Annotated in this window: 23 protein-coding genes and 2 tRNA genes; 15 read left to right on the top strand and 10 right to left on the bottom strand. The window is 75.2% G+C overall.

Translation table 11 applies throughout. The features are described 5' to 3' along the window. Positions 1–20: 20 nt before the first annotated feature. The gene (locus O2V61_RS01345; protein ID WP_269181544.1) at positions 21–536 is read right to left on the bottom strand and encodes a MarR family winged helix-turn-helix transcriptional regulator; all 516 of its coding nucleotides are present in this window, start codon (positions 534–536) and stop codon (positions 21–23) included. Positions 537–595: 59 nt separating this feature from the next. Further along, positions 596–1801, bottom strand: a complete 1206-nt coding sequence (locus O2V61_RS01340) for a hypothetical protein (RefSeq protein ID WP_269181543.1) — start codon at positions 1799–1801, stop codon at positions 596–598. Between the two features lie 246 nt (positions 1802–2047). Between O2V61_RS01340 and O2V61_RS01335 the strand changes: the two genes are divergently transcribed. Further along, positions 2048–3370: an alpha-hydroxy-acid oxidizing protein gene (locus tag O2V61_RS01335; RefSeq protein WP_269181542.1), complete on the top strand. Its 1323-nt coding sequence runs from the start codon at positions 2048–2050 to the stop codon at positions 3368–3370. A 94-nt stretch (positions 3371–3464) separates the two neighbouring features. After that, positions 3465–4376, top strand: a complete 912-nt coding sequence (locus tag O2V61_RS01330) for a universal stress protein (protein WP_269181541.1) — start codon at positions 3465–3467, stop codon at positions 4374–4376. Between the two features lie 136 nt (positions 4377–4512). Here the strand turns inward: O2V61_RS01330 and O2V61_RS01325 are convergent, their stop codons facing one another. Next, positions 4513–7194 (bottom strand): penicillin-binding protein, encoded by a 2682-nt coding sequence (locus tag O2V61_RS01325; RefSeq protein ID WP_269181540.1) that lies wholly within the window; start codon positions 7192–7194, stop codon positions 4513–4515. Between the two features lie 231 nt (positions 7195–7425). Between O2V61_RS01325 and O2V61_RS01320 the strand changes: the two genes are divergently transcribed. Together O2V61_RS01320 and O2V61_RS01315 are read left to right on the top strand one after the other, a co-directional pair. Then, positions 7426–7845: a PaaI family thioesterase gene (locus O2V61_RS01320; RefSeq protein WP_269181539.1), complete on the top strand. Its 420-nt coding sequence runs from the start codon at positions 7426–7428 to the stop codon at positions 7843–7845. Positions 7846–7999: 154 nt separating this feature from the next. Continuing rightward, positions 8000–8668, top strand: coding sequence for a biliverdin-producing heme oxygenase (locus O2V61_RS01315; RefSeq protein ID WP_269181538.1), 669 nt, complete (start codon positions 8000–8002; stop codon positions 8666–8668). Between the two features lie 71 nt (positions 8669–8739). Here O2V61_RS01315 and O2V61_RS01310 read toward each other — a convergent pair. The 3 genes from O2V61_RS01310 to O2V61_RS01300 all read right to left on the bottom strand — a co-directional run bounded on the left by O2V61_RS01310 (position 8740) and on the right by O2V61_RS01300 (position 10221). Next, a tRNA-Arg gene (locus O2V61_RS01310) sits at positions 8740–8812 on the bottom strand. Positions 8813–8835: 23 nt separating this feature from the next. Further along, positions 8836–8924 (bottom strand) — tRNA-Ser (locus O2V61_RS01305). An 88-nt stretch (positions 8925–9012) separates the two neighbouring features. After that, positions 9013–10221 carry an MFS transporter gene (locus O2V61_RS01300; RefSeq protein WP_269181537.1) on the bottom strand — a complete coding sequence of 403 codons (1209 nt, stop codon included), beginning with the start codon at positions 10219–10221 and terminating at the stop codon, positions 9013–9015. 104 nt (positions 10222–10325) lie between these two features. Here O2V61_RS01300 and O2V61_RS01295 point away from each other — a divergent pair, with 104 nt between their 5' ends. The 4 genes from O2V61_RS01295 to O2V61_RS01280 all read left to right on the top strand — a co-directional run bounded on the left by O2V61_RS01295 (position 10326) and on the right by O2V61_RS01280 (position 13104). Beyond that, positions 10326–10856 carry a CGNR zinc finger domain-containing protein gene (locus O2V61_RS01295; protein ID WP_269181536.1) on the top strand — a complete coding sequence of 177 codons (531 nt, stop codon included), beginning with the start codon at positions 10326–10328 and terminating at the stop codon, positions 10854–10856. A 14-nt stretch (positions 10857–10870) separates the two neighbouring features. Next, on the top strand, positions 10871–11416 hold the full coding sequence (locus O2V61_RS01290) for a phosphatase PAP2 family protein (RefSeq protein WP_269181535.1): 546 nt from the start codon (positions 10871–10873) through the stop codon (positions 11414–11416). Between the two features lie 238 nt (positions 11417–11654). Next, positions 11655–12197 carry a hypothetical protein gene (locus O2V61_RS01285; RefSeq protein WP_269181534.1) on the top strand — a complete coding sequence of 181 codons (543 nt, stop codon included), beginning with the start codon at positions 11655–11657 and terminating at the stop codon, positions 12195–12197. A gap of 322 nt (positions 12198–12519) precedes the next feature. Then, positions 12520–13104, top strand: a complete 585-nt coding sequence (locus O2V61_RS01280; protein WP_269181533.1) for a hypothetical protein — start codon at positions 12520–12522, stop codon at positions 13102–13104. Here O2V61_RS01280 and O2V61_RS01275 read toward each other — a convergent pair. Next, positions 13095–13775, bottom strand: a complete 681-nt coding sequence (locus O2V61_RS01275; RefSeq protein WP_269181532.1) for a hypothetical protein — start codon at positions 13773–13775, stop codon at positions 13095–13097. The genes O2V61_RS01280 and O2V61_RS01275 overlap by 10 nt on opposite strands. A 465-nt stretch (positions 13776–14240) precedes the next feature. Between O2V61_RS01275 and O2V61_RS01270 the strand changes: the two genes are divergently transcribed. The 5 genes from O2V61_RS01270 to cysC all read left to right on the top strand — a co-directional run bounded on the left by O2V61_RS01270 (position 14241) and on the right by cysC (position 17556). Further along, the gene (locus tag O2V61_RS01270) at positions 14241–14789 is read left to right on the top strand and encodes a DoxX family protein (RefSeq protein ID WP_269181531.1); all 549 of its coding nucleotides are present in this window, start codon (positions 14241–14243) and stop codon (positions 14787–14789) included. A 9-nt stretch (positions 14790–14798) separates the two neighbouring features. Continuing rightward, entirely contained in the window at positions 14799–15851 is a 1053-nt protein-coding gene (locus tag O2V61_RS01265) for a PHP domain-containing protein (RefSeq protein ID WP_269181530.1), read from the top strand. Positions 15852–15962: 111 nt separating this feature from the next. Further along, positions 15963–16106 (top strand): hypothetical protein, encoded by a 144-nt coding sequence (locus O2V61_RS01260; protein ID WP_269181529.1) that lies wholly within the window; start codon positions 15963–15965, stop codon positions 16104–16106. Positions 16107–16292: 186 nt separating this feature from the next. Continuing rightward, on the top strand, positions 16293–16472 hold the full coding sequence (locus tag O2V61_RS01255; protein WP_269181528.1) for a hypothetical protein: 180 nt from the start codon (positions 16293–16295) through the stop codon (positions 16470–16472). A gap of 55 nt (positions 16473–16527) precedes the next feature. Next, positions 16528–17556 carry an adenylyl-sulfate kinase gene (cysC, locus tag O2V61_RS01250; protein WP_269181527.1) on the top strand — a complete coding sequence of 343 codons (1029 nt, stop codon included), beginning with the start codon at positions 16528–16530 and terminating at the stop codon, positions 17554–17556. A gap of 3 nt (positions 17557–17559) precedes the next feature. On the opposite strand, the gene O2V61_RS01245 is transcribed toward cysC, so the two are convergent. From O2V61_RS01245 to O2V61_RS01235, 3 genes are all read right to left on the bottom strand, one after another. Beyond that, positions 17560–18450 carry a hypothetical protein gene (locus O2V61_RS01245; protein ID WP_269181526.1) on the bottom strand — a complete coding sequence of 297 codons (891 nt, stop codon included), beginning with the start codon at positions 18448–18450 and terminating at the stop codon, positions 17560–17562. 64 nt (positions 18451–18514) lie between these two features. Beyond that, positions 18515–19264 (bottom strand): 3'(2'),5'-bisphosphate nucleotidase CysQ, encoded by a 750-nt coding sequence (locus O2V61_RS01240; protein WP_269181525.1) that lies wholly within the window; start codon positions 19262–19264, stop codon positions 18515–18517. Between the two features lie 75 nt (positions 19265–19339). After that, on the bottom strand, positions 19340–20842 hold the full coding sequence (locus tag O2V61_RS01235; protein WP_269181524.1) for a sugar transferase: 1503 nt from the start codon (positions 20840–20842) through the stop codon (positions 19340–19342). Positions 20843–21193: 351 nt separating this feature from the next. Between O2V61_RS01235 and O2V61_RS01230 the strand changes: the two genes are divergently transcribed. Both O2V61_RS01230 and O2V61_RS01225 read left to right on the top strand, forming a co-directional pair. Then, complete coding sequence (locus O2V61_RS01230) at positions 21194–22303, top strand: glycosyltransferase (protein WP_269181523.1); 1110 nt, start codon at positions 21194–21196, stop codon at positions 22301–22303. Further along, positions 22300–23748 carry a glycosyl hydrolase family 28-related protein gene (locus O2V61_RS01225; RefSeq protein ID WP_269181522.1) on the top strand — a complete coding sequence of 483 codons (1449 nt, stop codon included), beginning with the start codon at positions 22300–22302 and terminating at the stop codon, positions 23746–23748. The genes O2V61_RS01230 and O2V61_RS01225 overlap by 4 nt, the downstream gene beginning before the upstream one ends. Positions 23749–23754 lie beyond the last annotated feature (6 nt).

Raw genomic sequence — 23754 nt, 5'->3', positions numbered from 1 at the left:
ACGGGCGGTGGAGTCCTCGGTCAGCGCGGCCGGCGAGTGGCGGAGGACACCCGGGCGAGCGCATCGGTGACCACGGCGGCGTCGTCGCCGAGCATCGTCAGCAGGTGGGCGACCAGGTCGTCGTGGGTGGCCATGGCCGCGCGGACGCGCTCCCGGCCGGTGTCGGTCAGCCGGGCGTGCAGCAGCCGCCGGTCGCCGTCCAACCGTTCCCGGGTGACCAGCCCGTCCTCGACGAGGCGGTTGACGGTGCTGGTGATCCCCGGCCGGGAGAGGCCGACCGCCTCGGCGAGGTCGCCCATCGACGCGTGCTCCGCCGGCGACTCGGACACCCGGCGCAGCACCTCGAAGCCGGTGAGCGACACCCCGTGCTGCCGGTGCAACGCCGAGTCGACCCGCCGGGTGATCCGGTCGTGGACCTGGACGATCCGCAGCCAGGTCTCCGGCGCGCTCGGTCCGGCAGCTGCCAGACCCCGCATGTCCCGGGGCACCCCCCGGGGTGGTGCGCCGTCGTGCAGCCGGTCCGCAGGCTGGTCCATCGGTGGGTCCACGTCTCCTTCGCAGTGCTCGTCCCGGTGCCGTCCGCCGGACTGCCCGCTCACCGTCGGCCCCCGGGGTGCCCGCTCCGCGACCGGCGCACACCCACCAGCCCGATCGACCCGGCCACGGTGAGCAGGGCCAGTCCGGCGGCGAGGACCACCGGTGAACCGGTCTGCTCGGTCACCGGTGCGGCGCGGGCGGCCACCTCCAGGTCGACCCCGGCGGTCGCCGCGGACTCGCCGCCGACGAACTCCAGCGTGGCCGCGCCCAGCGCGATCCCGCGCGGGATCTGGACGACCGCCTCGACGCTGCCGTCGGCCGCCGCCGTGACGGTGCTGAGCAGCTCCCCGTCTCCGGCCAGGCGGACGTCGACCGGTTCACCCGGCAGGAAGCCGCTGGCCCGCACGGTCACCACCCCACCCGGGGACACCGACGCCACCGGCGACCAGCTCGCGTCACCGCGCGGCCGGGACGCACCACCGGACCCGGCCCCGGACCCCGTCGTGGACGTGCTCGTCGGCGCGCCGCCGGCGGTGCCGGGTGCTGCCGTGGTGGGCAGTGGGGTGGTGGGCAGGGACGAGGGCGGCGCGGGCGCCCCCGTCGACGGGGCCCGGGGCCACGGCGTCGTGCTGGACGGCACGGGTGACGGCATCGGGCTCGACGTCACGGGCGGGAGCGGCGTGCTGGAGGGCTCGGGAGGCGAGGGCTCAGGAGGCGAGGACTCAGGAGGCGAGGACTCGGGGGGCGAGGGAGGAGGGCTCGACGGAGGCGGTGTGGAGGGCACCGGGGTGGCGGTCGGCGGGGCCGGCGCGGGCGTCGACGGATCCGACGTCGGGGTCGGGGTGGGCGGCGGCATGACCGCCGCGCAGTCCTCCTCGCTCGGCCGGGTGTAGGTCTGGAAGTGCAGCGGCTGCTCCACCGTCCCGTCCGGGTCCGCGACCGTCACCGACACCTCGACGGTGACGCCCCAGTCGACGTCCTCGCTGGTCAGCTCCGCCTGCTCGCCGGGGCCGAGGTCGGCGACGTCCTGCTGCTCGGCCCCGTCGAAGACCAGGGCGACCCGGTGCGGCTCGGTGCCGTTGGTGACCTGGACCCGGACGACGGCCGGGCCGCAGCTGGGGCCGTGGGTGACCGTCGCGGTCGGGCGCCGTGGGTCCTCCAGCGCGGCGGCAGGACCGGCCGCGGCGACCCCGGCGACCAGGAGCGCGCCGAGGGCGAGGCCGGCGGTCAGCGCCGGGCGGGCGGCCGGGCGCGTCAGCGGCACGGTGGTCCCCCGTTCTCCAGCGCCCGGCGGACGACTGCTCTGCGACGTGCAGTCGTCCTGCCCAGCAACTGTCTCCACCATGCCCCGTGGCGCCGACCAGCCGCGAGTACGCCACACCCGTCACGTCCGCCCCACTGGCGTGTCGCCACGGGCGTGTCGACCGGGGCGCCGACCGTCCACGGCCCCGGCTCTCGCCTGTGGCGGTCTCGGGACCAGCGGGGAGACCTCGGTCACTACGGTGGGCCGATGACCTCAGCGGCAGGGACCGGGCGGCGGCGGCAGGGCGACATCTACCGGGCGGGCGTCTACGGCCGCCACCCCCGGGTGCCCACCGCCTACCGGGCACTGGCGCGCGAGGCGAAGCGGCGGCTGGACGCCCGGGCGTACGGGTACGTGGCCGGCGGCGCCGGCGACGAGGCGACGGCGCGCGCCGACCGGGAGGCGTTCGACCGGTGGTCGGTCGTGCCCCGGGTGCTGCGTGACGTGAGCCGGCGGGACACCTCGGTGGAGCTCTTCGGACGGCGGCTCCCCGCCCCGGTGCTGCTCGGACCGGTGGGCGCACTCGAACTGGTGCACCCCGAGGCCGACCTCGCCGTCGCCCGGGCCGCGGCGGCGGTCGGGGTGCCGATGGTCTTCTCCAACCAGGCCTCGGTGCCGATGGAGACCACCGCCACGGCGATGGGCGACGCGCCCCGCTGGATGCAGCTGTACTGGTCGACCTCCGACGAGCTGGTGGAGAGCCTGCTCGGCCGGGCCGAGGCGGCCGGCTGCGATGCAGTGGTCGTCACCCTGGACACCACGATGCTGGGGTGGCGTCCCCGGGACCTGGACCTGGGCCACCTGCCGTTCGCGCTCGGCAAGGGCATCGCGCAGTACACCTCCGACCCGGTGTTCCGCCGGCTGGTGGAGCAGCGCGCGACCGCGACCACCGCGCCGCCGACCGCCACGGCGGCCGGGGAGGTCGACCGGCAGCCCCGGCCGACGGTCGCGGCCGTCCGGGCCCTGGTCGGCATGGCCAGGGCCTGGTCGGCGGCCACCTCGATGCCGCTCACCGAGGCGCTGCGTTCACCGCTGCCCCGGGCCGCCGTCGAGACCTTCCAGGCCATCTACTCCCGGCCCTCGCTCACCTGGGCCGATCTCGCCTGGCTGCGCGAGCGCACCCGGCTGCCGATCGTGCTCAAGGGCGTGCTGCACCCCGACGACGCCCGGCGGGCGGTCGACGAGGGCGTCGACGGGCTGGTGGTCAGCACCCACGGCGGGCGGCAGGTCGACCGCTCGATCGCCTCGCTGGACGCCCTGCCCGACGTCGTGGACGCCGTCGCCGACCGGGTGCCGGTGCTCTTCGACAGCGGGGTGCGCAGCGGCGCCGACGTGCTGGTGGCCGTCGCCCTGGGCGCCCGGGCGGTGCTGCTGGGGCGGCCCTACGCCTGGGGTCTGGGCGTGGCCGGTGAGGACGGCGTCCGACAGGTGGTCGAGGACGTGCTCGGTGAGTTCGACCTGACGCTGGGGCTCACCGGGCACACCACCGTCGACCAGCTCTCCCGGGAGGTCCTGCGCCGTCGTCCCTGACCCGCCGGGGACGAGATGACCGTCCGGGGTGGTCAGGTCGGCGTGCGCGGGGCACAGTGCGGATCGTGATCACCTCCCCGCAGCCCGGTGCCCGATGACCGTCCTGCTGGGCCTGGAGGCCGCCGAGCACAGCGGCGGGGACGACGCCGCACTGCGGCTGGCCGCTGGGCTGGCCGGCGCGGAGGGCTCCCCGGTCGTCGTGACGACGGTCGTGCCGCTCGACCCGCCGGACGGGACCATCTCCCGGCTCGACCACGAGTACCGGCAGTGGCGGGCCGCCCTGACCGCCACCCGGCACGCGGAGGCGCTCACCGCGCTGCGTGCGGCCGGCGTCGAGGACGTCCGCACCGCCGTCGTCCCGGCGTCCTCGGTGCCCGCCGGCCTGGTGGAGGCGGCCCACCGGTACCAGGCACGGGTCCTCGTGCTGGGCGCCGCGACCGAGGCGCCGGAGGGCCGGTTCGCGGCGGGCTCGGTCGCCGAGCCGCTGCTGCACAGCTCGCCGGTGCCCCTGGCGCTGGCCCCGCGGGCGTGGTCGGCGCCGGCGGAGCCCACCCGGCTCACCTGCACGTGGGCCGACGCCGCCCGCTCCACCGACGCGCTCGCGGCCACCCGCGTCCTCGCCGGCCGCTGGGGGGTGCCGGTCCGGCTGGCGACCTTCGTGCCCGAGCGCGCCGCCCTGCTGCCGTCGGAGACCGGCGTGCCGCTGGAGCAGGTGGTCAGCGAGGAGTGGGCCAGCCGGGTGCAGGGCTCGCTGGACGACGTCGTCGCGGACTGGCCCGGGCCCGGGCCCACCCCGGAGACCGTGCAGGGCCGGGGTGCCGGCTGGGCGGGGGCGGTGGCCGCCGTGACCTGGGCGCCCGGCGACGTGCTGGTCATCGGGTCCTCGCGCCTCGGGCCGGCGGGGCGGGTGTTCCTCGGCTCGACTGCGACGAAGATCCTGCGCGCCGCCACCGTGCCGGTGCTGGTGGTGCCGCGTGGCGACGGGGGCTCGCCGTCCACCTCTTGACGTCCGATTGTGCTGTGGGTCACAGTTGTTGTGGGCGGGGGAGCCGGCTACGAGTGGCTCTCCACTGCTGGAGAGACCGACCAACGCGGCCAGACCGTCAGGACCGGCCCTCCGCCCACCACACGTCGCTCCGCCGTCAGCCGGCCGGCTCAGGTGCCGGCGCCGGTTCCGGCTGAGGTGCGGGCGCCCGCTCGGGTGCGGGCTCTGGCGCGCGTTCCGGCTGGGGCTCCGGCTCCGGCTGAGGGCCCGGCTCCGACCTGGACTCCGACTCAGGGACGGGATCGGGATCCGGGGCCGGCTCGGGAGCGGGCTCCGGTCCCGGGGCCGGTTCGGGAGCGGGACCCGGCGCAGGCGTCGGCTCCGGACCGGGCTCAGGGGCCGGTTCCGGGGCGGGGGTCGGCTCGGGTGTGGGCGTCGGCTCCGGGGCCGGCTCGGGCGTGGGCTCGGGCGTGGGCTCCGGGGCAGGAGCCGGCTCGGGCGCCGGCTCAGGGGTCGGCTCCGGCGTCGGGCTGGGCGCGGGAGCCGGTTCCGGCGCGGGCGCGGGGCGCGGTGCGGGGGTGCGCACCGGCGGCGGCGGCGCGTAGTCGGCCCCGTTGCTGACGTACATCGTGATCTGGCCACCCGGCGGGACGGACCGACCGCCCGACGGGGTCAGCCCGACCACCCGGCCGGCGGGCCGGGCGCCGTCCACGACCACGCGGGCGATCTGGAAGCCGCGCTCGGCGAGCAGGCCGGTGCAGCCGTCCGCCCAGGCGCCCACGCACCCGCCCGGCACGGTGGCGCGTTCGCTGCGCACGTACTGCGGGTCCGGCGGCGGGAAGGCCGCGACCGGCCGGGTGGTGAGCACCGGCGCCAGCGCGTCGTGCCAGATGGTGGCCGCCTTGCCGCCACCGAACCCGCCGACGTCCTGGTTGCGGACCGGGTCGTAGACCATCACGCTCGCCGCGAGCTGCGGGGTGTAGCCGACGAAGGTGACCGAGTAGTTCCCCTGGCTGGTCCCCGTCTTGCCGGCGATCTGGTGGCCGGGGACGTAGGCCCGGCGACCGGTCGCGCCCGGGTGGCCCGGCTCCACGTCCTTGCGCAGCGCGTGGTTGAGCGTGTCGGCGATGCCCGGTGCGATCACCTCGCCGGTGCACTGGGGCCCGCCGACCAGCGGCTGGCCGTCCGGCCCGGTCAGCGGCTCGCCGGCCCGGTCGACGACGGACTCGACCAGCCGCGGCTCGCAGTGCGTGCCGCGGGCGGCGAGGGTGGCGTAGGCGTTGGCCAGGGCCAGCGGGCTGGTCGGCTCGGCGCCGAAGGTGAACGAGCCCCGGTTCTCCTCGATCACCTGGTCGGCGATCGGGTCGAGGCTGGACAACCCCAGCCGCTGGGCCACCCGCACCGGCCCCTCGACGCTGCCCAGCGCGTCCTCGAGGGCGAGGAAGTAGGTGTTGGAGGAGCGGTAGAGGGCCTGCTCCATGTCCAGCCGGCGCGGGTAGTTGCCGGCGTTCTGGACGTCGTAGGGGCCGTCGCCGTCGCGGTAGACGCTGGAGACGTAGGGGTCCGACGTCCGCAGCTCGAAGTCCAGCCCGAAGCCCTGCTCCAGGGCAGCCGCGGCGGTGAACACCTTGTAGGTGGAGCCGGCGCCCTGACCGGCGGCGGCCGGGAGGTCGAAGGTGGTCTGCGTCGGGTCGGCCGGGTCGAGCCCGTACCTGCGGTTGACCGACATGGCCAGCACGCGGCCGGTGCCGGGCTCGACGTTCACGTAGACAGCGGCGCGCGAGTCCTCCAGCGGCAGGGTCTGCACCACGGCGGCGTCCCCGGCTCGCTGCAGTGCCGGGTCCAGCGTGGTGCGCACGGTCAGCCCACCGGCCTGCAACTGCTCGGTGGTCAGGCCGTACTGCTCGGCGAGCACCTTCAGCAGGTGCCCGCAGAAGAAGCCACCGACGGTCGCCTCGGTGCACCCGTTGGGCGCGCTGCCCCCGTCGACGACGCCGAGCGGCTCGGCCCGGGCGGCGTCCGCGGCGGCCTGGTCGAGCAGGCCGACCTCGGCCATCCGGCGCAGCACGAGATCCCGGCGTTCCTTCGTCGGCTCCGGCGCGGTCACCGGGTCGTAGTAGGCCGGGCTGCGGACCAGCCCGGCCAGCATCGCGGCCTGGGCGGGGGTGAGCTGGTCGGCAGTGGTGGCGAAGTAGCGCTGCGCGGCCGCGGCGACCCCGTAGGCGCCGTTCCCGAAGTAGACGGTGTTCAGGTAGCGGGTGAGGATCTCCTCCTTGGTGTACTGCTCCTCCACCGCCAGGGCGATCTGCGCCTCCCGCAACTTGCGCCCGACGGTGTCGGCCGTGGCCGCGGCCCGCCCGTCGGCGTCCTCGGCCGTCTGCAGCCGCAGCTGCTTGACCAGCTGCTGGGTGATCGTGGAGCCGCCCTCGGCGACCTCGCCGGCGGCGATGTTGCGCGCCAGCGCCCGCAGCAGCCCGCGAGAGTCCACGCCCGGGTGGTCCCGGAACCGGGCGTCCTCGATGGCGATCAGCGCGTCCTTCATCACCGGGGCGATCTGCTCGCCGGTGAGGGGCAGCCGGTTGTGCGTGTAGAACTCGGTGATCAGCGAGCCGTCCGCGGCGAGGACGCGCGTGTTCCCGGGCAGCCGGGTGTCGACGGCGGCGGTCTCGAGGGGACGCACGAGGGCGGCACCCCGCTCGGCCAGCGCGCTGACCCCGCCGATCCAGGGTGCGACGACCCCGGCGACCAGACCGCCGGCGAGCACGAGGGCGATCACCAGGCGGAGGACGAGGACGCTGCGGCCGCGCGGCCGGGCGGCGACCGGCTCGGCAGCCGGCAACAGCCAGGGCTGGCCACCCGGGGGCCCGACTCCACCTCCGGCGATGACCTGCACCTCTTCCTGACGTGCGCAGCCGACTCCTGCCCATCGGCCACGGTGGGTTGTCCTCCACCGTGCTCCGGGATCGCCGGTCCATGCACGCTCAGGGCACTTCTCAACGAGATCGTCATGTTCGCCATGCCGCCGCCCGCAGGGGTGGCGGGGCCCGCATCGGGCCGTACGGTCGCTCGGGTGACTGCTGCGCAGGAGCTGCTGGCCGAACGGGTCCAGGGCGTGCTCGACGTCCCGCTGCACGCCTGGCTCGGCCTGCGGCTGGCCGATCCGGCCGACCCCGCGGCCGGCCTGGTGCTCCCGGTCGGGCCGCCGGCACTGAACAATGGTGGGGTGCTGCACGGCGGGCTGGTGGCGGCCCTCCTGGACGTCGCCGCCTACGTCCACCTGCTCCCGCACCTGGGCCCGGGCGAGAACGCGGTGACCCACGACGCGACGAGCTCGCTGCTGCGCGCGGTGCAGCCGGGGGCAGAGGTGCGGCTGACCGGCACGTTGCTGCGGCTGGGCCGGTCCGTGGCGTTCCTCCGCGCCGAGGCGAGCGTCGACGGGGTGCTGGTCGCCGCCGGCCAGGTGACCAAGACGGTGGTGCGCCCCCGCTGAGCCGGCCGTCCGGACCGGACGACCGCCATGCTGGTGCTCCTGGCCGTCGTCACGGCATGGTGGACGCCACGTCGACGCCGACGGACGCCCACCGATTAGGCCCCCGCCCCTCCCCCGCCGGCTCCACGCCCGTGACGATCAGAGAGACCCACCGATGACCAGCACCCTCGCCGCCATCCCCGGGTTCGCCGCCCGGCTCAAGGAGGCGACCCAGGCCGACCACACCGCGGCGGAGGGCTCGGGGTTCGTCACCGCACTGCTCGCCGGTGAGCTCCCCCGCACCGCCTACGCCGACCTCCTCGGCCAGACCCACGCGGTCTACGCCGTGCTGGAGGAGGCGGCCGAGGCCCAGGCCGACTCCCCCGAGGTGCGCCCGTTCCTGCACCCCGGGCTGGTCCGGCTGCCCGCGCTAGAGGCGGACCTGGCCTTCCTGCTGGGGCCGGAGTGGCGGCGCGAGCTGGCGATCCTGCCGGCCACCGAGCGGTACGTGGCCCGGCTGCGGGAGGTGGCCTTCGACTGGCCGGCCGGGCTGGTGGCCCACCACTACCTGCGCTACCTCGGCGACCTGTCCGGTGGGCAGATCATCCGCCGGCTGGTCGGTCGCACGTTCGGCCTGGAGCGGGACGGGCTGCGGTTCTACGTGTTCGACCAGATCCCCAAGCCCAAGCCGTTCAAGGACGCCTACCGGGCCGCGCTCGACGCCGCGCCGTGGAGCGCGGCGGAGCAGGACCGGGTGATCGCCGAGGTGTCGCTGGCCTTCCGGCTCAACGCCGACGTCTTCGCCGACCTCGGCGCACGGCACGGCGGGACCACCCCGGCCTGACACGCCCCAGAACACACTGCGGCCCCGCACTCGCCAGGAGTGCGGGGCCGTGGTGCTGTCTCAACCAGACGTGCGCCCGAAGGGACTCGAACCCCTAACCTTCTGATCCGTAGTCAGATGCTCTATCCGTTGAGCTACGGGCGCGTGGTGCGTGTTCAGTTGTCGCGCGGAGGCTCCGGGATTTGAACCCGGGATGGGGATGAACCCAAACCGCATTAGCAGTGCGGCGCCATAGACCGGACTAGGCGAAGCCTCCCGGGGACCGGGTTTCCCCGGAACCACCGAGGAGAAAGGCTACCAGCGCGTGCGGGCGGCTCCCAACCGGGGTCGGGAGCCGCCGTCGATCAGGCCGGGACGACGTCCCGCCGAGAGGCAACGGGCAGGTCAGAACGGCGCCCGGGCAGGAGCGTGACCGCCACGGCCAGCGCCGCGGCACCGGTGGCCATCAGCAGCGCACCGGCCACGCCGGCCGAGGTCTCGATCAGCGCGCCCCCGACCGCCGCACCGATCGCCGACGCCCCGAAGGTCACGGTCGACAGCCAGGTGAACGCCTCGGTGACCGCCGAGGCGGGCGCGATCGAGCCGACGAGCGAGCTCTGCACCGTGAGGGTGGGGGCGATCGCCGTCCCGCCGAGGAAGAGCAGGGCGCCCAGCACCCACGGGTCGGAGATGGCCGCCAGCGGCGCCAGGCCGATCGTCACGCCCAGCAGGCACCAGCGGTACTGGCGGGGCAGCGAGGCGCTGACCACTCGGGCGCCGAACCAGAGGCCACCCCCGGCCGAGCCCAGCGCCCACACGGCGAGCAGCAGGCCGGACATGCCGGGTGAGCCGGCGTCGTCGGCGAACGCCGGCACCGCCACCTCGAGCCCGCCGACGCCGAACATCAGTGCGGTGCCGCTCAGCAGGATGCGCGGCATGCCCGGGGTCGTCACGGTCGACAGCAGCCGGCGACGCTCCGCGACCACCGGGCGCCACGCGCGCATCGGCGCACTCGTCGCGACCCCCAGCGCACCGAGGACACCCAGCACACCGGCCACGCCGAGGGCCACCGCCGGCCGGGTCAGGAACGTCAGCGCCGCGACCAGCGTGGGGCCGGCCACGAACACCAGCTCGGTCGCGGTCGCGTCCAGGGCATAGGCCGTGGGGCGGACCCGGGCATCGACCCGCGACCAGAGCGCCCGGACCGTGCCCGAGACCAGCGGGGTGCTGGCCCCGACGGCGGCCGCGGCCGCGAACACCCAGGGCAGCGATGCACCACCGAGGACGGCGGCGGCCATGAGCGCCAGCAGCAGCGGGTAGGCCGCCGACTGGACGAGGAGCACCTGGCGCGGGCTGCGCCGGTCGGCCAGCCTGCCCAGCACCGGCGCCATCACCGCGGTCGCGACGCCGTACGTGGCGGAGACCCCGCCGGCGATCGCATAGGAGCCGGTCTGCTGCTGCACCATGAGCAGCAGTGCGAGCGGCACCATGGAGGAGGGCAGTCGTCCGGCGAAGCCGGCGAGCAGGAGCGCCGGGGCGGACGGCAACCGCCACACGGCGAGGTACGAACGCATGACTGAGCTCACTTCGAGACGTGCGAGAGGGAATCTGTAGGTGGTCAGATGCTGTTGACCGCCTACAGGTGCCGAAGGCTACGGACCAACGAGTAGGGAGTCAAATGGACTACGACACCTACGGGTCGAACGCCGTGGAACTGGCCATCGACCTGGCCAACGCCGAGCGCGACGACCCGGCCTGGGTGCAGCTGTTCCTCGACGCCCACCACGAGTGGTTCACCGCCGGGACGGCGCTGGAGCTGGGGTCCACCGAGGCCACCGCGGTCGCGCAGACGTCGTCACTGGTGCGCGACGTCGCCGAGGCCGACAGCGAACCGGAGGTGATGGCGCGGCTGAACGCCCTGCTGGCCCTGGCCTCGCCGAGGCCCTATGCCACCGACCACGACGGCGAGCTGCACCTGCACTACGCCCGCCCCGACGCCGGCGTGGTCGAGCAGCTGACCACGACCGTGGCGATGGGCCTGTCTCAGGTCGTGGTTCAGCACGGCTGGCAGCGTCTGGGCGTCTGCGCGGCCGAGGGCTGCGGGCACGTCTACGTCGACACCTCGCGCAACGCCAGCCGGCGGTACTGCTCGAACACCTGCGCGAGCCGCTCCACGGTCGCCGCGTACCGCGCCCGCCAGCGCACCTGAGGGGCCGACGCCGGGTGCTCCACCCCCGCGACTGGGACGCGACGCTGTTCGAGCGCATCGGCAGGCTGCCGACGACGCCGGCCGACCGGTGGCTGCGCCGGCTGTCGGTCACGGCAGACCACGGCAAGCTCTGGGCGCTGATCGGCGTCGTCCTCGCGCTGCGGCCTGGCCATCTGCGCCGGGCCGCACTGCGTGGGCTGGGGGCGATGGCCGTGTCCAGCGCGCTGGTGAACGGCGTCGTCAAGCGGGTGTTCCGCCGGGTCAGGCCGGAGCTCGCGGCCGTACAGGTCGAACGGACCCTGCGGCGGGCACCGCACTCATCGTCCTTCCCCAGCGGGCACTCAGCGTCCGCGGCGGCCTTCACGACGGGGGTCGCGCTGGAGAGCCCGGTGACCGGGGCGTTGATCGCGCCTCTGGCGCTCGGAGTGGGGTGGTCCCGGGTGCACGTGGGCGTGCACTACCCGGGGGACGTGGTCGCCGGGATGGCGTTCGGCTGTGGGATCGCGCTGGCCAGCCAGCGTTGGGGGCGCGTGCACCGGGCGGAGCCGGCCGACAGGTAGCCGGCACCCCCGGCCGCGGCCGGGCCACCTCCACCGCCAGCACGGCCGGCGGGCCGCATGCTGCACCTCGTGGTGCTAGTGCTCTGGCTGCACTGGTGCACCAGAGCTCTAGCGTCCACAGTTCGACCTTTCGGGCGACGCGGCAAGCCGCTGACCTGCGTACTCTCCTGACGACCTCAGTCGGGTGGAGCAGGGAGGACGACGCATGCGGCCGGTTCGGGCAGCTGTGGCAGCGGCCGTGGCGATCGCCGTGCTCGGCGGCTGCTCACGCGGGGAGACGGCGAACGAGACCCTGCCCGAGGCAGCCCCCTCGTCGACCGAGACCAGCGAGGCACTCCCACCCCTCGGCCCACCCGATCTCCCCATGCCCGCCGAAGCCCGCGAACAGACCCCCGCCGGCGCCGAGGCTGCGCTTCGCTACTACCTGGAGCTGGTCACACACCAGGCTGGAGTAAGCGGTCAAACACTCCGAGACCTCAGCCGAGACTGCGAGTTTTGTGAGTTCATCGCCGACCGCTACGACGAGGACGCGTCGGCCGGGAATAGCTATACAGGCGGTCAACTAACGATCCAGGGGATGAGCCCGCCAGCACTAAGCGGCAACACCGCCGAATTCTCCTTCACGGTCGACCAGGCGGACGTGAGCATATTTGCGCCCGACGGCAGTCCTGTGGTTGGCCGTGGACAAGCTGCCGCAGCTGGCATGAATGCTGGTGCACTGATGACGTGGAGCGATCAGGTTGACGCATGGTTCATCAACCAATTGCTGATTAACAGCTAGCATGACCGCTCGGCGCACAATATTGGTAGCCACATTTCTTATAGCCACGTGGCTATCTAGCTCCCCGGCTAGTGCATGTGAATCTCTGTCGTGCGCGTCCCCCGATCCTGACGTCGGCTTGGGGGACGGGGCCGTCCTGGCTGGCTATGTGGATGGCACCCCGGGCCAAAGCTTGCGGCGGGCCAGCCTGAGTGGCCCCATCCGGGAGTACGAGTATCAGTTGGTCCGGCCCTGCGACTTCACCGACACTCCGCTGGGCGGCTGTCAACCAGGCATCGAGCCGTGCCCTGAGACACCCGACCGAATTGTCACGGAGTACTACGTGCTGGCGCAGCGCCTGGTCCAAGATGACTACCGACCCTTGCGGGGACTCGCTCCGGACAGCTCCATTTCAGTCGGCCAACCCTATGGGGGTCAGATCAACGAGGGCATCTCCTGTGTTGATGTCACGGATCTGAACCCGCCGCCGTCGGCGGCGGAGGTCTTCCGTTACTTCCAGACCCTCCCGCTCCCCCAGCTGACCACCCGCCAGCAGCCACCGGGCGAGGCGCTGGTCGGCCTGCCGGTCATCTTCTTCACCGACAGTCCGACGACTCAGACGTTCACGGTCGACATCCGCGGGTTCGACGTCCTGATCACCGCCACCGCGGTCAGCTACACCTGGCGCACCGGCGACGGGACGACCCTGACCACCACCGACCCGGGCGCCGCGTACCCCGGCCAGACGATCACCCACGAGTACTCCTCGGGCACCTACACGGCCTCCCTCACCACCACCTGGGGCGCGACCTACTCGGTCGACGGCGGGGTCAGCGCCGACGTCCCCGGGACCACGACCACCGACGGCGCACCGACCACCTTCACCGTCCGGCAGGCCCGCTCGGTGCTCACCAGCCCCTACGACTGACGACCGCCCCGGCGCACCCGCCGGGGTCGCCAGGCCGACGTCGCGGCCAGGAGCAGCAGTGCGGCCACCGCCTCCCCGCCCTCCTCCACGCCCGTCGCCACCGCCAGGGCCACCGGCGAGCTCGTCGTCCACCGGACCAACGCGGTCACCTGGTCCAGCCCCAACACCGCGACCGCACAACCGGTCAACGCCAGGGTCACCGGGGTCGCGCCGCGCACCGCCCAGCGCCGTCCGGCCCGCCACAGCAGCGGCAGCCCGACCGCCGACAGCAGCACGCCCACGGCCAACGTCGTGTACCTGCCGCCGCTCTGCTCCGCCGCCGAGGAGGCGCTGGCCGCCTTCGCCGTCCCGAGCACGACGCCGACGCCCAGGACCACCGCCCACCACCACCGCGCCCGCCCCGCCGACCCGGCCACGGCGAGCGCGGCCGTCGACCCGACCGCGAGGAACACCGCGGCCGTGAACAGCCGGGGCAGCGCCCCCGGCGCGTCCAGCGCGAGGAACCGGGACCACCCGGCAGCCGGGCACCGGTCGACCGCACAGCGCACCTCGACCAGCAGCCCGAGGCTGAACAGCAGCCCGCCGACCGCCGCCGGCGCCAGCACCCAGCGGGCCGGCCGAGGGGGCGCGTCCCGCGGCGACGGACGCGCTCCCGACACCTCTCCCGTCACAGCGCCATCCTCCCGACCCACCCGTCTCGGCCGGGCGACCGACAGGCGTCGTCCGTGCGCGAACCCCCAACGACGATCACCCAGCTTGGTCAGGTTCTGCCGTGCGGACACCGGCCTGACCACGGCCTGCGCCCAGTACGAAGTACCTGTGATCGTCGCTGTCGTTGCCCTGTCGTGGGCCGCCGTGTCCGGAGTCGTCGCACTCGTCATCGGCGGGTGCGTCCGCATGGCCGATGAGCGTGCCCCCTTCACCGACCACCTGGTCGGCCTGCCCGCCGACCTGACGGTCGCCGACGTCCTGGGCGCGCGCAGCCCGCAGCCCAGCCACTGACCCCGGTCCCCTCCAACCGGGGGCCGCTCGCCCGGCGGTGATCGCCACTTCTCACTACGGTTCCGATGCAGCGGTTGCCCAGGTCCCGACCAGGGCACCGCACCGCTGACGTCACCGATGGGAAGAGGTCACAGATGTTGGTCCGCCGGATCGCCCGGCCGATGCTCGCCGCCACGTTCATCTACGGGGGGATCAACACCCTCCGGAACCCGCAGTCGCGCGTGCCCGGTGCAGCACCGATCGTCGAACAGATCACCGAGATCGCTGACAAGCAGCTCCCCGTCGAGCTCCCTCGCGACGTCGAGCAGTGGGTCAAGATCAACGCCGGCGTGCACGTGGGCGCCGGCACGCTGCTGGCCCTCGGCCGGTTCCCGCGCTTCTCCGCCCTCGCGCTGGCCACCTCCCTGGTGCCCACCACGCTGGCCGGCCACCGCTTCTGGGAGCACGAGGACCCGAAGGAGCGCTTCGGGCAGACCAGCAACTTCGTGAAGAACGTCGGCATCCTGGGCGGCCTCCTCATCGCCGCCGTCGACACCGAGGGCAAGCCGTCGGTGGGTTGGCGCGCCAAGCGCACCGCCGGTGTCGCCGCCGCTGCAGCCGAGGCCAGCTACACCAAGGCCTCGAAGCGGGCCGCCAAGGCACAGAAGCGCGCGACCAAGCAGGCGAAGAAGCTCACGCACTGAGCTGACCGCATGAGCACGGCACTGACACCCGCGGGCGCGCTCCGGAGGATCGCCTTCCTCCTGGAACGCGCCCGCGAGCCGTCCTACCGGGTGCAGGCCTTCCGGACGGCGGCCACCGTCGTCGCCGCCCTGGACGACGCGGAGCTCGACCGCCGGGTCGCGACGAGGACGCTCACCGACCTCAAGGGCATCGGCGACAAGACCGCGGCGGTCGTCCTCGAGGCCCACCGGGGCGAGCTGCCGGCCTACCTGGCCAGGCTCGAGGAGGCCCACGCCGAGCTGACCCCGCTGGCCGACGACGCCGCGGCGCTGCGGGCCGCGCTCAAGGGCGACCTGCACGCCCACTCCGACTGGTCCGACGGCGGCAGCCCCATCCGGGACATGGCCGAGGCCGCGATCGGCATCGGCCACGAGTACCTCGCCCTCACCGACCACTCCCCCCGGCTCACCGTCGCCAACGGGCTCACCCCCGAGCGGCTGGAGCAGCAGCTGGACGTGGTCGCCGCGCTCAACGAGGAACTGGCGCCCTTCCGCATCCTCACCGGCATCGAGTGCGACATCCTCACCGACGGCTCCCTGGACCAGACCGACGAACTGCTGGGCCGGCTGGACGTCGTCGTCGCCAGCGTGCACTCCGAGCTGCGCGCACCCCGCGCCCAGATGACCGAGCGGATGCTGGCCGCGGTCGCCAACCCGCACACCGACGTCCTCGGGCACGTCACCGGGCGTCTGGTCATCGGCCGCAAGCAGCGCAACGGCACCCAGCGCCCCCGGCCGGAGAGCGAGTTCGACGCCGACGCCGTCTTCCGCGCCTGCGTCGAGCACGGGACGGCGGTGGAGATCAACTCCCGCCCCGAGCGCCTCGACCCGCCCCGGCGGCTGCTCAGCCAGGCGGTGGAGCTGGGCTGCGACTTCGCCATCGACACCGATGCCCATGCCCCCGGCCAGCTGGACTGGCAGGACGCCGGCTGTGCCCGGGCGGTGGAGTGCGGCGTACCGGCCGACCGGGTGATCAACACCCGCTCGGCCACGGAGCTGCTCGCCCGCACGCAGCAGGCCTGACTCCCCGCAGGCGGCCGGTGTGACAGGGCGTGCACCCCGTCATGAACTCGCAACGGACGCCGACCGTGTGTCGCCGTCCCCGCACCACCGCAAGCGCCCTAGCTTTCGGTCATGACGCGTACTGCACACGCTCCGGTCGCCGGTCCCGCTGACTCCGCCCTCGCGCTCGCCGACGCCCTGCAGTCCGGCTTCGCCGCCCAGCGGGCCGCCGACGAGCGCACCGCGCGCGACCCTGCCGGGCCCGACCCCCGCTGACTTCGGCCGCCGCTGCGCCCGGCCGACCGGGCGCAGCGGCGGTGGGCGGGCCCCGGGCGTCGACCACGCTCGGTGACCACCGCCCCTGGACCACCCGTCCGGGCCACCCCATCCGGGTGACGCAGTTCATCCGCTGTTGGTGCCCGGGCCCTTCCGCGGCGGGCCGACGGGCTCCACACTCAGCCCGTGCGCTTCCTCGCATCGCCGCTCCCCGCGTCTGCCGCCGGGCTGCCCTGGGTGCTCCGCCCGGCCCGCCGGGGGTCGTCGCCGGTGCACCTGCACCGCTACCGCCGCACCGGGGACGACCCGTTCAGCAGCGCCTCTCTCTACGCCTGCCGCTGCGGGGTCGTCCGCCCCGGCATGTGACGTCCGCACCCGGCCGGGTCAGGCCCGGTCACCCGGTGCTTGCCAGACTCCCTGCATGGCACAGACGCGGGCCCGACTGACCGACACCGAGCTCGCCGCGCTCGCGCGGTACGGCTTCGGCCTCGTGGCCGGCGCACCCGCCGTGCCGCCGGCCGCCGAGCTGGAGGACGCCGAGGGCGTGCTGGTCGCCACCCGGGACGACGGCGGGCTGACCGTGCGGGAGATCCCGCGCTGGCGTGCCCCGTCCGCCGTCCGGGCCGAGCTGGCCCAGCGCGGCTGGCCGGCTCCGCAGGCCTGGGTGGGTGGACCCCCGGCCGAGGGCACGGACCTGCCCGACCAGCTGCTGGTGCTGCTCCCCGCGGCCGGCACCTCGCCGGACTCGGCCGCGCTGTCGCTGGCCTCGGCGGCCTGGGCGCCGTGGGCCGAGGGGCGTGCGCTCGTCGTCGTCCCCGTGCCGGTGACCGCGGCGGCACCGGAGGCCGGCTGGGCCGAGGTCGCCGCCGCCTACGGCGCGCAGCTGCTGGGCGACCGGCTCGACCCGGCGCCGCTGCGCACCGGCGGCCGGGTGGTCATGTTCACCGGGCTCTCCGGCGCCGGGAAGTCGACGATCGCCGGGCGCCTGGTGGAGCTCCTGCTGGAAGCGGGCCGCACGGTGACCCTGCTGGACGGCGACGTGGTGCGCACCCACCTGTCGGCCGGGCTCGGCTTCTCCCAGGCCGACCGGGACACCAACGTGCGCCGGATCGGCTGGGTGGCCGCGCAGATCGCCAAGCACGGCGGGCTGGCGGTGTGCGCACCGATCGCGCCCTACGCCGCCACCCGCGCCGACGCCCGCCGGCTGGTGGAGGAGCAGGCCGGACCCGGCTCATTCGTGCTGGTGCACGTGGCCACCCCGCTGGCCGAGTGCGAGGCCCGCGACCGCAAGGGGCTGTACGCCAAGGCACGGCGCGGGGAGATCACCGGCTTCACCGGGATCAGCGACCCCTACGAGGAGCCGACGGACGCCGAACTGACCATCGACACCCGTGACCTGTCCCCCGAGGAGAGCGCCCGGCGGGTGCTGGCGCACCTCCTCGCGGGGTGAGGATCAGGAGCCGGACCAGCCGGGCAGTCGCTCGGGGCCGGTGCGCCAGGCCGGCAGCTGACCGGGGGCGTCGACCGTCTCGGCGTCGGCGCGGCGGCGCAGCGCCCAGTCGGCCGGGAGCACGAGCCGGGGTGCGACCCCCACGAGGACGGCGGTGAGCACGGCGACCGCACCGACGGCCTCACCGCTCTCCTCGACGAACGTCGCGACGGCGGCCCACGGGAACGCACCGGACGCCGACCCGACGACGGCGGAGACCCCGGAGAGGACGACGGCGGCCCCGGCGTAGATCGCGAAGGCGGTCATCACCCGCCGGCGGTCGCGCCGCTCGGTGCGGCTGAGCCACCAGAGCACCGCGAGGGTCACGACGGCGATGCCGGCGCTGACGGCGGTGGCCAGCACCGGCCGGCCGGCCAGACCGGCGGTCCGCAGCGCCTCGACGTGCACGGTCCCGCCGCCCTTGACCTGGGCGGCCAGGGCCGCCACGACCCCGACGCCCAGCCACCACGGCCGGCGCTCGGTGGCGCGGGCGGCGCCGACGAAGGCGGCCACGGCGGCCGTGGCGAGCAGGGCGGCGACCCACATCCGCGGGACGGACAGCGGGGCGTCCATGGACAGGTAACGGGCGGCGCCGCGGTCGTTGCCGGCGAGCCGCAGCCCGAGGCCGACGGCCTGCAGGCTGAGCCCGACACCGATGAGCGCGGCGGACAGCGGCGGCACGGGGAGCCGGCGTCGGCGCGAACGGGTCCGGAAGGCGAGGCGGAGGCCGGTCGGCAGCGGGCCGGTCTGCCCCCGCGAACGCAGCTCGGCGATCCGCAGGGCCATGCCCAGGGGCACGGCGACGACGACCGCGAGCGTCGTCCACCCGACCAGCACCCACCCCCACCACGGCATGTCCTCGTGATCGGCAGGTCCGCACCGGTGCTTGACCGGGTCGGGGCTGCCGATTCTCCAGGGTTCAGCCCCGGGCGCCCGCCGCCAGGGCGGCCAGCAGCTCCTCGGCGTACTCGGGCCGGCAGACGAGCAGGTCGGGCAGGTAGGGGTCGGGCCGGTTGTAGCGCAGCGGGGAGCCGTCGAGCCGGCTGGTGTGCAGCCCGGCGGCCCGGGCCACCGCGACCGGTGCGGCGGAGTCCCACTCGTACTGGCCGCCGCCGTGCACGTAGGCGTCGGTCGCCCCGCGGACGACGGACATCGCCTTGACCCCGGCCGACCCCATGGCCACCGGCTCGGCACCGAGCTGCGCGACGAGGTCGGCGACCAGGGCCGGCGGGCGGCTGCGGCTCACCGCCAGGCGCAGCGGGCCGTCCGGGCGGGCCGGCGGCGGGCTGACGGCGGCGGTGCCCAGGGTGGTGCCCTCGGCCGGCAGGGCGACGGCCCCGGCGACCAGGTCGCCCCGTTCCCAGAGCGCGACGTGCACCGCCCAGTCGGTGCGCTCCAGCTCGGAGAACTCCCGGGTGCCGTCGAGCGGGTCGACGATCCAGACCCGGTCGGCGGTGAGCCGGGCGGGGTCGTCAGCGGCCTCCTCGGAGAGCACGGCGTCCCCGGGGCGCAGTGCACCGAGCTGCTCGGCCAGCCAGCGGTGGGACTCCCCGTCGCCGGCGGCCTTGCGCGCCGCCGCGTCGGGGAAGTCCCGGCCGCGCACGGTGAGCAGCAGCTCGCCGGCCCGGGTGGCCAGCGTGCGGGCGAGGTCGTGATCGGTGCCGGTCAACGTCGGTCTCCGTCCGGGCGGGGGTGGGTGCCATCCTCCGGCCCCGCACCCCCGCGCCGATGCGGCGGGTCGGCGTCAGTAGGCCCCGGAGCCGCGCACCACCGCACCCAGGGTCTTGCCCAGGATCATCAGGTCCAGGGCGAGCGACCAGTTCTCCACGTACCGGACGTCGATCCGCACCGAGTCGTCCCAGGACAGGTCCGACCGGCCGCTGACCTGCCACAGGCCGGTGATCCCGGGCTTGACGAGCAGGCGGCGCCGCATGTCGAAGCCGTACTGCTCGACCTCGCGGGTCACGTGCGGCCGCGGGCCGACCAGCGACATGGTGCCGCCGAGGACGTTGAACAGCTGCGGGAGCTCGTCGAGCGACCAGCGCCGCATGACGGCGCCCACCCGGGTGACCCGCGGGTCGCGCTTCATCTTGAACTGGACGGCGTTGCCCTCGTTCTGCGCCATTAGCGCCGCCATCCGCTGGTCGGCCTCGGGCACCATGCTGCGGAACTTCAGCACGTGGAACGGCTGGCCGGCGCGGCCGATCCGCTCGTGCCGGAAGAACACCGGGCCCCGGCTCGTGGTCCTGACCGCCACGGCCAGCACCAGCAGCACCGGCAGCAGCACCACGATGGCGGCCAGCGCCACCGACCGGTCGAAGACGTCCTTGGTGACGCGGCGCAGCCCGCGGAACTCCGGCCGCTCCAGGTGCATCAGCGGCAGCCCGTTGACCGGCCGGATGCCCACCCGCGGGCCGGCGAACTCGGTCACCGCCGGGGCCAGCAGCAGCTCGGCCTCGGTGGTCTCCAGGTCCCACCCGAGGCGGCGCAGGGCGGCGCCGTCCAGCTCCGGTGAGGGCAGCACGGCGACCGTGTCCACCTCGTACCGGCGGACGACGTCGGCGATGTCGGTGAAGCCGCCCAGCACCGGCAGCCCGTCGAAGACGGTGCCGGCGGGCTCGGCCGACGGGAGGCAGACGCCGATCACCCGGAGGCCGTGCCGGGCCTGGCGGACCAGCTGGGCGTGCAGCTCGGCTGCGCCGTTGCGGTGGCCGACCAGGATCGCGGTCTGCTGGAACCGGCCGTGCGTGCGCTGGTGGTGCAGCCAGGCGCGCTGGGCGTAGCGCTGCAGCAGGCCGAGCGCGGTGGCCAGGGGCAGCGCGACCACGACGAAGCTGCGGGCGACCTCGAGCTTGAACGCCCAGGAGACCGTGCCCACCGATGCCAGCAGCAGGACGGCGGAGAAGAAGACCCGGCGGAACTCCTCCGGGCCGACCCAGAGGAAGCGCTCCTCGTAGCTGCGGCCGACCGCCATCGCGGCCACCCAGACCAACGGCAGGACGACGACCGGCCAGGGGCCGCCGTGCGCGGCGAGCGGCCCCTGGTCGGGCAGCAGCCGACCGACCAGGGCGGCCAGCACGGCGACCAGGGCGTCGCCCAGCAGGATCCGGCGCACGTAGGTCTTCCGCCAGGCACGGCGGGCGGCGGTGCCCTCACCCCGGAGGCGCGCCACGGACCAGAAACGCCGGCGGGCGACGACCTCCGTCCGGGGCTCGACGAGCTCGTCGGACGCTTCCAGCAGCAACAAGGTCCGGCTCCCGTACGTCGTTGGTCCCCAGGTCAGCGCGGCGGGTGGACGCCGCCGGTCCGTCGGGAGGAGACCCCGCCGACCGACCCGGGGGAACGTACGGTCCGCCCGCTCGGGGGGACCAGCCCCGACGAGGCGCCCGGGACACCCGCGGAACGGCCACCGTGGCGCGCACCACACCCGATCGAACCCATCGCCCGGTCCTCACTCGCGCACAGTGACGACGCGCAGGAGGCTCCATACCGCCGTTTCCTGCCGTACACCTGCCGTCAGCCTCGTGAGTTCGCTCACCTTCTGGACGTCCGTGGTGTCGTCCGGCCAGCCCGTCGCCGGGGGCCCCATGCTCGACCCGTGGGCGGATCCGAGAACCCGACGCTGCGCGTCCTGCACGTCAGCCAGCCGGTCGAGGCGGGGGTGGCGCGCGTGGTCGCCGGGCTGGTCGCCGACCAGCGTCACCGCGGCTGGGAGGTGCTGGTGGCCTGCCCGGGCGAGGGCTGGCTGGCCGACACCGTCCGGGCCGCCGGGGCCGAGCTGGTGCCGTGGCGGGCGAGCCGCTCCCCCGGCCCGTCGGTGCCCGGTGAGGCGGCGGCGCTGCGCCGGGTCGTGACGGCCACCGACCCGCAGGTGGTGCACCTGCACAGCGCCAAGGCCGGGCTGGCCGGGCGGCTGGCGGTGCGGGGCAGGCGGCCGACGGTCTTCCAGCCGCACGCCTGGTCGTTCGAGGCGGTCACCGGGCCGGTGCAGACGGCCTCCCGCGGCTGGGAGCGGTTCGCGCAGCGCTGGACCGGCCTGACCCTCTGCGTGAGCGAGGCCGAGCTGGCGACCGGGCGGGCTGCCGGCCTGACCGGGCCGTCGGTGGTGGTGCCCAACGGCGTCGATCCCGAGCTGTGGGCCCCGCAGGACCGGGCCGCCGCCCGCGCCGCCCTCGGGCTGCCCGCGGCGCCCACCGTGGTGTGCGTCGGGCGGCTGGCCCGGCAGAAGGGCCAGGACATGCTGCTCGCCGCCTGGCCCGGCGTGCGACGGGCCGTGCCGGACGCCCAGCTGGTGCTCGTCGGCGCCGGCCCGGACGAGCCGGCGCTGCGCGCGCAGGCCGACGGCTCGGTCCGCTTCGCCCCCGGGGAGCGGCTGGCCGAGTGGTACGCCGCCGCCGACGTCGTCGCCGTCCCCTCCCGCTGGGAGGCCGGGCTGCCGCTGGTGGCGATGGAGGCGATGGCCGGTCAGCGCAGCGTGGTCGCCTTCGACGTCGCCGGCATCGGTGCCTCCCTCGGCGGCGCGGGTGCCGCCGTCCCGGCGTTCGACGTCGAGGCGTTCACCGCCGCGCTGACCGCCCGGCTGCTCGACCCGGCCGCCGCGGCCCGCGAGGCCGAAACGGGCCGTTCCGTCGCGACCACCCGGTTCGCCGCGGCGACCTCCCAGGCCGCCGTCGCCGAGCACCTGCTGCGCCTGGCCGGCTCCCGATGAGCCGGGCGTCGGCGCGCCGGCCGCGGACCGTGTCCCGGGCACTGGTGGCGAGCGCGCTGCTGGCGCTGTGCCTGGTCGGGTCCACGGGGGTGGCCGAGCCGCGGCCCAGCGCCCTCACCGGCGGCCCGGCCGGTGCCGCGCCCACCGCCGTCCCCCCGGTCGGCGGGGCCACCGCCACGGAGCCGGGCGCGGCCCTGCCGGTGCCGCTGCCGGCGCCCGGAACGGACACCGCACCGGCCACCGGGTCCATGCCCCCGCCACCGCCCGGTGCGGGCGGCGCGGCGACCGCCGCCCCGTCCTCGGGCCCGAGCGCGTCCGGCACCGCAGCGGCCGGCGCGACGGCCGGCCGGACGGAGGCCCTGGTGGTCGCCGGCGCTCGCGGCGACATCCCGGTCGAGCGGTTCGGCGCGGTCGGCGACGGCGTCACCGACGACACCGCCGCGCTGCAGAAGGCGCTGGACACCGTGCCGACCGGGAGCATCCTGCGGCTGCGCGCGGGCGCGACCTACCTGCACTCCGACGTCCTCCGGGTGCGCACCCCCGGGCTCACCGTCCTCGGCCGGGGCGCGACCGTCACCGCCACCCAGGAGACCCGCTCGGCGTTCCACGTCGACGCCGACCGGGTGGTCGTCGAGGGGGTGACGTTCGCCCTCGCCACCTCGACCGAGCGCTTCCACGCCTACGAGCAGATGAAGGTCCGGGTCTCCGCCGACGGGGTGGTGCTGCGCGAGGTGCACGTCCGGGGTGCGGCGGCCGCCGGCTTCTACGTCGGCAACGGCTCCGGGGACTTCCTGCTGGACCGGGTGACGGTCGTCGGCAGCCGGGCCGACGGCGTGCACGTGACCGGGGGCGCGCACGACGGCCGGGTCGTCTCCCCGGTGACCACCGACACCGGGGACGACGGGGTCGCCGTGGTCTCCTACCGGGCCGACGGGGTGCCGTGCGCGCGGGTGGAGATCTCCTCCCCGCAGGTGAACGGGACGACGTGGGGCCGGGGCATCTCCGTCGTCGGCGGGGACGACATCACCTACACCGACGTGGCTGTCCGGGACACCGACGCCGCGGGGGTCTACGTCGGCAGCGAGGGCGACCCGTACTACACGTTCCCCTCCCGCCGGGTGCGGATCAGCCGGGGCACGGTGACCGGCGCCAACACCAACCCGGCCAAGGACCACGGCGCGGTGCTGGTCTACGCCGGCCACAGCGGCACCACGACCGCCGACGTGACGATCCGCGACCTGGCGGTCAGCGGCACCCGGCCCGGTGCCAGCTGGGAGCTCGGGGTGCTCGCCGACCCGGGCGCGGGCGTCCAGCGGGTCACCTTCTCCGGGATCTCGCTCACCGGCGGCCCGACGCGGCCGTTCCACACGAACGCGTCCCCCGCGGTGCGGCTGTTCGACGTCTCCGACGACGGCGCCGCCGTCCCCGAGCACCGCGGCTGGTGAGCCGCC

It is taken from the genome of Modestobacter sp. VKM Ac-2985 (assembly GCF_026967925.1).
Lineage (GTDB): Bacteria > Actinomycetota > Actinomycetes > Mycobacteriales > Geodermatophilaceae > Modestobacter.
Note: the sequence above shows the minus strand (reverse complement) of the source record. Positions and strands in the feature narration are given on the sequence as shown.